General features: G+C 44.6%; 5 protein-coding genes. 2 read left to right on the top strand and 3 right to left on the bottom strand.

Features of this window, described 5'->3' with window-relative positions:
• Positions 1-221: 221 nt before the first annotated feature.
• The 3 genes from F7R24_RS03330 to F7R24_RS03320 all read right to left on the bottom strand — a co-directional run bounded on the left by F7R24_RS03330 (position 222) and on the right by F7R24_RS03320 (position 6,227).
• A complete protein-coding gene (locus F7R24_RS03330; RefSeq protein ID WP_151669817.1) occupies positions 222-1,220 on the bottom strand; it encodes a porin in 999 nt (332 codons plus the stop codon).
• Between the two features lie 402 nt (positions 1,221-1,622).
• Positions 1,623-5,360, bottom strand: coding sequence for an ATP-dependent RNA helicase HrpA (hrpA, locus tag F7R24_RS03325; RefSeq protein ID WP_240775960.1), 3,738 nt, complete (start codon positions 5,358-5,360; stop codon positions 1,623-1,625).
• Positions 5,361-5,573: 213 nt separating this feature from the next.
• Entirely contained in the window at positions 5,574-6,227 is a 654-nt protein-coding gene (locus tag F7R24_RS03320) for a hypothetical protein (protein ID WP_151669815.1), read from the bottom strand.
• Between the two features lie 391 nt (positions 6,228-6,618).
• Between F7R24_RS03320 and dauA the strand changes: the two genes are divergently transcribed.
• Both dauA and F7R24_RS03310 read left to right on the top strand, forming a co-directional pair.
• Positions 6,619-8,379 (top strand): C4-dicarboxylic acid transporter DauA, encoded by a 1,761-nt coding sequence (gene dauA, locus F7R24_RS03315; protein WP_151669814.1) that lies wholly within the window; start codon positions 6,619-6,621, stop codon positions 8,377-8,379.
• Between the two features lie 57 nt (positions 8,380-8,436).
• Positions 8,437-9,531 (top strand): hypothetical protein, encoded by a 1,095-nt coding sequence (locus tag F7R24_RS03310; protein ID WP_151669813.1) that lies wholly within the window; start codon positions 8,437-8,439, stop codon positions 9,529-9,531.
• The last annotated feature ends 14 nt before the right edge of the window (positions 9,532-9,545 follow it).

Raw genomic sequence — 9,545 nt, 5'->3', positions numbered from 1 at the left:
ATGGCTTCCTTCAGACCCTGCCGTTAGCCAGCAACGCCCTTGCCATTCGGATTGTCTTCCCCTTAGTCAGGGTGACTCAGGTTTCTTTCAACCTGACGGGTTTACCAGCTTCGCTGGGCAAACACGAAAAAGGCCAGCACGTTGCTGACCTTTTGTAAGTAGAATTTCGAGTCAAACTAAATTATTACTTTGACCCTTAACTCTTATTAGTTCAGTTCATATTAGAAACGAACACGCATACCAGTGCTGAATACGCTGTTGTAAGTTGCACCAGAAACAGTGCTACTTACAGTATCACGCAAATCAGAATTTGCATTACCGTAACCAACGAACATATTAACTGAGTTGCTTAGGTCATGCTGAACTTCAACGCCGTAACCTTTAGCACCTTCGCGGAAATCAGCGTATGCTAACTTAAGCTTAGTTGCATCAGAAACTGCATAAGTTGCTGCGATGTCCCAAGGTTTGTAGTTATCAGCACCATCGATTCTTAGGTGAGAATAGGTTGCACCAATGAAGAATGGACCTGTCTCATAAGAAAGAGCGACAGCTGTCACGTCTTTCAATGGCTCGAAAGCATCTTCTGAATTGAAGTCAATGTAAGACAAACCAGCACCAAAGCCAGCGATACCGTATTTAGCAGCAACATGAACAAAGTCAGCATTTTTATCGCTGTTTGCTTTATTTCCAGAAACAGCGGCAGCAAGTTGCAGACCATTAAAATCTGGAGAAACGTAAGCAAGAGTGTTGTCTACGCGGTATACAACGTCAGTTGCACGAAGTACATTTGCAGCACTTGAAAGCATAACATCAGTAGTACCAGTAACCCAGCTGTAATGCGGAGCCCACTGAGTACCAACTAGCGCAGTACCCCAATCACCAGTTAAACCAACATTAGCTAGACGAGTACGGAGTGTATTACGGTTTTGAGCACCTGTGTAAGCACCCATCTCACGAACCAATGGCTCATAAGAAGTTTGGGTAGTAGTCACACCAAATTCAACATTATAGATACCAGTTAGTCCATCAACACCAGTATCAGCAGTACCACGAAGACCAATACGAGACTCAGAGTTACCAACAGTACCTACAGTCAATTTTTCATTTTTTTCTTTATCTACGGCCATCATAATGTGACCATAAAGCGTTGCATCAGCAGATGCGATAGCAGGTACAGCAAGTGCGCCAGCTACAGCCATAGCGATAATAGATTTTTTCATTTAGGTTTTCCCCTTCAACGTTCAACATACTAGTAGTTGCTTTATTTTTTCGAAGAGCATCGTCTGTGATGCAACCCCAAAAATACTATAAAAGCAGATTATTGCAAACCTGTGAAGCCGAAAAAATTACTTTTTTGCTACGGTTAGCATCTGCCAGATTAAAATTCAGCGGGCTTTTCGTAACTTGCCAAACTTGGATCTAACCAAATCAACAACTTACCACCACAATCTGAATCTAAAACCTTAACTTGTCTAATTACAGCACAGGATTTAAACAATTTGCAAGTTTTTTACTAAAAAAACCGCTAACTTTCTGCCCGTAAATAAATTGTGGGTAGGATACCACAGCACCACCACATGACAAGTCTTTTTGCCAATTTCCAAACCACCATACAGGTTTCATTACGCAAGTGCAGCAAAAATCTGCTTCAACCGCTTCTCTGATACCGTCTGCTTTGTCCCCAACTGCTGTGCAAATAATGAAACACGATACTCTTCTAACAACCATCTAAACGCGAGCAACTCTTCAGACACTTCACCACGCTGCTGAGCATCAGCTAGCTTCTTTTGCCATGCTTGCCAAAAGATTTGAATCTGATCTGACCACAAACACTGCTGCCTTAGATCGCGGGCATACTTTTCTAAGCGTATCTCAATTGCCTGCAAATAGCGTGGATAGCAGGCTAGCCATTCCACGGGCGTTTCAGTTAAATAGTGCGGCGTAAAGAGAAGGTCTAACTGTTGTTTAATATCATTTAACACGGGAACAGCCTGCAAATTGATCTTGCCATGCAACTGTTTTTGAATTCGATGCAGGGTTGAATGCTGTTCAAAAAGCCAAGCATCTAATGCAACCGCTTGATCATGTAGACCTGCTTTGACCAGCGGTAATGATTGCTCAAAGCCTTTACGATCTATGGGTCGCTTATCGACTAATAGATGAAGTACCGCAGATAGTAATAGCTCATCTTCTAGTCGCTTCACATCAAAGCGTTTTCCAGCCAACAATACCGACTTAGGCAGTTTCTTGAGTTGCTTGCGTGCAAACCTGACCGGTTCAGGCATGGCCAGTAAGTATAATCGAGCGATGCCTCTTGGGTTTTGCGCTTGCGCTTCACAACGACGGCTGACGACTTGAAGATCAACGTGATCACCCTGATCCAGCAACACAGGATAAGCATCGACCTCTAACCCTCCGGCTTGACGTAACTTGACGGATACAGGCAGTTGATCGAAGTCCCAAGTAGTTAAGCCTTTTCGTCCCCAACTTTGCTTGGGTGAAGCGGTTTGCAGCAGGTGTTCCGCTTGTTTAGCAAAGCGCTTATTGAGCACCCCCCAATCACGCTCCATCGCTAATATCTGTTTTTTAGGGCCGATTAAACGAAGGTTCATACGATGATAATCATCTAATTGAACGCTTCTGAATACCTCGGCATCGACACGTAGTCCCGTCATTCTTAATAAATGATGCGCCAGTGCTGCGTAAAGATCGCCTTCGGCAAAATTAACCGCCTCACAAAAAGCTTCGACATAATTAGGGACGGGAACATAATGTTTGCGTTGTGATTTCGGCAAACCACGCAAAATAGCGGTAATTTTATCCGCCAGCATTCCCGGTACGAGCCATTCAAGACGCTTCAAGGGAAGTGAGTTTAATAAAGGCAAGGGTAACTCTAAAGTTACGCCATCATCCTCGGCTCCTGGATCGAAATGATAGCTCAGCGCCAGCTTTACCCCTTCATGTAGCAGATGATCGGGGTAATTCTGCTGTGTGACGTGTTCAGCAGAGCGTTGCAGAATATCCTCTTCCTGCATAAACAGGGCTTTAGGCTGTTGTTGCTCTATCTGCTTGCGCCAATGTTCAAATCCTTGGCCATTAACAATATGCTCGCCGCCCAACTCTTCAAAGCGACGCAGGTAGAAATCTGCAAGGGTTTCTTCATCCACTAACAAATCACGCCGACGAGTTTTAGCTTCCAGGGTTTCGACACTGGCGAGTAGATCTCGGTTGTGTTTAAAAAAAGGAGCTTGAGTGGCGTACTCACCTTCAACTAACGCGCTACGGATAAAAATTTGATGGCTTAGTTGTGGATCGATTTTGCCATAATGCACCATGCGCTTGGGCACAATGATTAAGCCATAAAGAGTGACCTGCTCGGTTGCGACTACTTGAGCGCGTTTTTTCTCCCAATGAGGTTCCATCCAGGTTTTTTTAATCAGGTGCGCAGCCGGCGCTTCGATCCATTCCGGTTCGATTTTGGCGACCTGATGTGCAAACAGTTTACTGGTTTCCAGCATTTCAGCAGCCATGACCCATTTAGGGTTCTTTTTGAACTGCCCTGAGCCCGGAAATATAAAGAAACGACGATTACGCGCGCCGAGATACTCGCCCTTCTCTTGTTTTAGACCCAGATGACTGAGCAAACCTGCCAAAAGAGCCCGATGAATTGAGGCATAATCAGCAGGTTGTTTATTCTCAGTCATTTTTAGATCACGGGCACTCAGGTGAAGCTGACGATGAAGATCACGCCACTCTCGCATCCGCACCCACGAGATAAAGTGTTTTTGGCACCATTTACGCAATTGACTTTGGCTTAAAGCGAGTCGCTGTTCTTCATAGAGGTTCCACAAATTTAGCAGCGTGATAAAGTCGGAATCGTCATCCGCATAGAGTTTATGCTTTTCATCGGCTGCCTGGCGTTTCTCCATCGGACGTTCACGCGGATCTTGGGTGCTTAACGCGCTGGCAATGATCAACACTTCGGTCAGTGCGCCTAAACGATTTGCTTCCACCAACATCCGTCCAATACGAGGATCAACCGGCAAACGAGCTAGATCGCGACCTATCTGTGTGAGTTGTCTAGAACGGGAAACAGCACCCAATTCCTCTAATAGCTTAAAGCCATCACTGATAAAGCGAGAATCGGGTGGATCGACAAAGGGAAAAGCAGCGATATCCCCAAGCTTAAGTTGCAACATGCTAAGAATGACGGCGGCTAGATTAGTACGACGTATCTCGGCATCGGTAAAGGCAGGACGGCTGACGAAGTCTTCTTCACTGTAAAGTCGAATACACACACCCGAAGCCACGCGGCCACAGCGACCGGCACGCTGGTTAGCACTGGCTTGCGAAATAGCCTCTACCGGTAAACGTTGTACTTTCGAGCGATAGCTATAGCGTGAGATACGCGCTAAACCAGGGTCAATGACATAGCGGATTCCAGGAACAGTCAGAGAAGTTTCGGCAACATTGGTAGATAAAATAATTCGTCTACCTGCTCTTCGCTGCTCGTTAAAAACTCGGTTCTGCTCCGCTAAGGATAAACGTGCATAAAGAGGAATGACTTCACAATCGCGAAGTTCTGCTTTGCGAAGGGTATCGGCGGTTTCTCTAATTTCACGTTCACCTGGCAAGAAAATAAGAATATCGCCGGGCCCTCCATCGCGGTTTGATCGATCGATGGCATTGAGTTCATCCACCGCTTGCAAGATACCCTGCTGCAAATCTTGCGCTTTATCATCTTCGACTTCGAGCTCATGCAATGGACGATAGAGCACTTCAACTGGAAAGGTTCGTCCTGACACTTCAATGATAGGCGCATCGTTAAAATGCTTTGAAAAACGTTCAACATCAATGGTAGCCGAGGTGATGATGAGCTTAAGATCAGGACGCTTAGGCAGTAAATTCTTTAAATAGCCCAATAAGAAGTCAATATTAAGGCTGCGCTCATGCGCCTCATCAATAATGATCACTTCATATTTCTTCAGCAAACGATCGCGTTGCGTTTCTGCTAGAAGAATACCGTCGGTCATGACTTTGATTTGCGTCTGTTCACTGATTTGGTCGTGAAAGCGAACTTGAAAGCCCACTCGCTCCCCCAGAGTGGTATTGAGTTCTTCTGCAATACGCGATGCCACTGCCCGCGCCGCTAAACGTCGTGGTTGGGTGTGACCGATTAAGCCTTTGCTTTCTTTAGAGCACCCTAGCCCTAACTCCAGACACATTTTGGGTATCTGCGTGGTTTTACCAGACCCCGTTTCCCCTGCGATGACAACGACTTGATGGTCTCGAATGGCCGCTTGAATCTCCTCTCGACGAGCGGAAACGGGTAAATCAGGGTAGGTAATCAGCGGGATCAAAACAGGTGAACTCCAGTTGTGTTTTCGAAGATAGAGGAATTCTAACGTAACAACTGGTTTCTTAGCGATATCACGCTAGATTTATTGCAGATACTTGAAAAATAAATATGGTGATTGGAACATTGACAATGATAGTAATGTGAACTGAAGAAGTCTGATACAAAAAACACTGATATAATTATAGGATCAGTGTTTTTTATTTACGTAAACTTATTAAAAACTATAAGTATATTCTATCTCTAAGTAGCTATCTCTTGAAGTGCGCAAGTCAGCTCCATAAATTGCACTTATGTAGTTATTGGGTATAAACTCTTTACCAACACCCACTTCCAATAAACGGGTTTTATCGTCCTCAAATCCATGAGTGTAAAAACTCATCAAGTCAACCATACCAGCATCAAATTCCAAGTTTAACTCAACTCGGCTCTCGTCAAAACTTGAGCGAATATTTTTATAAACATATCCAGACAGCTCAAGAGCTTCAGTTACGCTATAACCAAGTCCGAAATATACTTCTGGAATCTCTTCTTTCTCGCTGTTGTTAAGTTGACGCTCGTAAGTAAGACCTAAGTCATAAAAAGATACATCACTTAATTCGTTAAAAAAGCCAACACCAATTTCAGCAGTACTATTTTTTGCTTTGGTATCTGAATCCAGCACATCGTTACTTGTTAAACTAAGTCCAGTATAAAATCCTGACTCTGCTTCGTATAAAAGACCTAATTCAAATATCAGCCCTGTATCCTCACTGGATCCTGTTGGTTCAGTCAGGGTTGATGATAGGTAACCAGAAACATCAGCCATTGATGTTAAAGGTATAGCTATACTTGCAGCAACAACGACGGGTTTAAGCCAATTATATTTCATAATTTTTCTCTCTGTTTAATTTCACTAAATCGCTACATGCAATTTTAAAGCCAAAATCCACATTAGCCTTAAGATACTAATTTGTATAGATAATCCATTACACAGATGACCGCACTTCCAAAAAAGATGCTTTAAAAAGATACATAAAGATTCACAAGCAATCGAGTTGCACAAGTTTAGTGCGTGATGAAATTTGATTACTCTTATTAGCTGCCAAAATTCAGTGTTTTAATACAAAAACAATCCAAATTAGAGCAATCTAAGAACAGGTCTATTACATTTATAACCGGACCAGTATGCTCGTTACAGAATAGACAAACGAATTGATAATGCTGCATTGCAGCAAAGTGTGCTATGGTGTCAGAAAAGCGAATAAAATTGAGATTTATTGATGGCTAACTTTTCTCGAGCCAACTTACCTTCTATCTCTACAGGGCTTCGCAGCGCCTTTAAAGAAGGATACGGGGTAAAAGATTTACGCAAAGATATCATGGCAGGCCTGACGATCGGTACGGTAGCCGTTCCTTTGTCGATGGCGCTGGCTATCGCCACAGGCGTTCCTCCCCAGCACGGCTTATATACCGCGATTGTTGCTGGTGCGATTATTGCCTTAACGGGTGGCTCTCGATTTAATGTATCCGGTCCTACAGCTGCGTTTGTGGTTATTCTTTTCCCTATCGTGCAGCAGTATGGTTTGGGTGGTTTACTAATCGCCACCATGATGGCGGGTTTGATCTTAATTGCTTTGGGCGTCTCAAAAATGGGACGGCTGATCCAATTTGTGCCCTACCCGGTCGTTCTTGGTTTTACCGCCGGTATTGCTGTGGTCATTGCGACATTACAAATACCGGACTTTTTGGGCTTACAAACAGATAAGCTTGGCGAACATTTTGTAGACAACCTTTTCATCATTCTTCGATCATTACCGACCATCAATCCATTAGAGCTGAGTGTCGGGTTGTTTGCGCTTGCGGTCATGTTGATATGGCCACGACTCAAAACGCCTATTCCGGCACCATTGATTGGATTATTTGTCGGAGCCGTGGCTGCTTATGGTTTAAATTTATGGCTAAGCAGCCCTGATTCTGGAAATGCTATCGAAACCATTGCTTCACGTTTTACTTGGGAAGTTGATGGTAAAATCGGCCAAGGCATCCCGCCCGTCCCACCTACGTTCACTGCTCCTTGGTTGTTACCGGGCGCGGATGGGCAACCGTTGAATGTGAACTTTGAATTAATCCGCGCATTGCTCGGCCCTGCCTTTGCCATTGCTATGCTGGGGGCGATTGAATCTCTGTTATGCGCTGTCATTTCTGATGGACTGACCAAGACCAAACATGATCCCAATGCTGAGTTGATCGGTCAGGGATTGGGCAATCTGGCGGCACCATTGTTTGGCGGTATTACCGCTACTGCTGCGATAGCTCGAACCGCGACCAATATCCGTAGTGGTGCACGATCCCCTATTGCAGCCGTGATTCATTCCGCTGTGGTGTTATTGGCCGTGGTTGCCTTAGCCGGATTGCTCGCTTTAGTGCCGATGGCGGCATTGGCAGCATTGCTGTTCATTATTGCCTGGAACATGAGTGAAGCTCGACATTTTCAGAATACCTTGCGAACCGCCCCCGCTGGCGATGTGGCTATTTTGATCATCTGCTTTGTACTGACTGTTCTCTTCGATATGGTGTTGGCGGTGGCCGTGGGCGTTGGCCTTGCGGCTGCATTATTTATTCGACGCATGTCTTTGTTAACTCAGACCGATAAAATAGATGCGACAACTCACCCCGTCATTAAAGGTGAATTACCCGATGATGTGGCCATTTTTGATATAAATGGCCCGTTGTTTTTTGGTGCCGCTGAAAAAGCACTCACCTCGTTACACCTCGTTGACCCTAATATCAAAACGATCATTTTGGATATGCATGATGTGCCTAGCATGGATGGCACGGCAATCGTCATGCTGCAATCGGTCATATCTGAAATGAAGCACAATGGGGTGGGTATGATTATTGTGGGCTTACAACCCCGCATGATTGTCAAACTACGCCGAGCACAAGTACAAAAGCAGCAAGGTGCGTTAACCTATTGCCGTCACTTTGGACAAGCAAAAACGGTGGCATTGCGGTGGCATAAGATGAATTTCAATAAATAGATTTTATAAATCCGCAGCCCAGGAGTATCATAAAGCTTTTAGGATGAATGGATTATCATGAAAAAGCATCGTTTTGCCCTTGCTTCTGTTGCTGTTACTGCATTGCTCATGGGTTGTAACGAAAACTCATCTACAGCGAATGTTGAGGAGGCTTCAGCTGAAACTACCCAACAAGCGCAACAACCCATATTTACCATCGGCGAGCGAGTCACTGGCGAGATCACCTCTCAAAACCCAGTCAACTTTAAAGATGGCTCTCGCTATCAAGTATTCAACATAGAAATATCCTCGGCTAACATCGCAGAAGGCAATCTTTTTGAAGTAACTCTTCGCGGTGCACTAAATGGCACTTTATCCTTATTTGATGGTCCTGAGTTGATTGCCTCATCATCCGGCTACGAACGTAATCCTAAGCTCAGAAGCCTTGTAGATGAAGGGCAATCTCTACAGCTAATCGTTCACGGCCAAGACGCCAATAGTTTTGGTCCCTTCATTCTTACTTCTAGCATGTTGAATGTTCCGTTAGCTCTCGACTCAACAACGCTCTATCCAATACCGCTTAACGAAAGTAGCTGGTTAGGTGATGAACACCAAGAGTTGCGTTTCAAGGTAGAGCAAGCAGGACTATATCGTATTGATTTAGCCTCGGAAGAGTTTGATACCCTGTTAAAACTAACAGGTACCGGCGTTGCATTAGAAAATGATGATGGTCCTGATGGTACCAATTCGCAGCTGATTACCTTCCTAGATACTGGAGAGTACACTCTAACATTACAAAGCTATAGCGAAGGAACCGGACTTTACACTGTAACCGTGACTGAAGAGTCGCTACCTGCAGGGATCGAACTTCAAAACAGTGGAATCTTAATACTTGGCTCTGAAATACATGGAATGTTAGTTGAAAGTCAAAACACCTATTCGATTGAAGTGCCAGAAGATGGCCTTTACGAAATATCACTGACGTCTGACACTTTCGACGCATACCTTGAACTATCAGGACAAGGACTTCATGCCGAAGATGACGATGGTGGTGAGGGCACTAACGCACGCTTAGAAGTTGACATGACTCCCGGTACCTACACGGTGACTGCGAAAGGTTTCTCAGGTCAGGAGACGGGGTTGTATCAACTCAGTTTCAACCGATTAGATTGAAGCTGAGTATTAAC

The sequence above is a fragment of the Nitrincola schmidtii genome (assembly GCF_008973715.1).
Lineage (GTDB): Bacteria > Pseudomonadota > Gammaproteobacteria > Pseudomonadales > Balneatricaceae > Nitrincola > Nitrincola schmidtii.
Note: the sequence above shows the minus strand (reverse complement) of the source record. Positions and strands in the feature narration are given on the sequence as shown.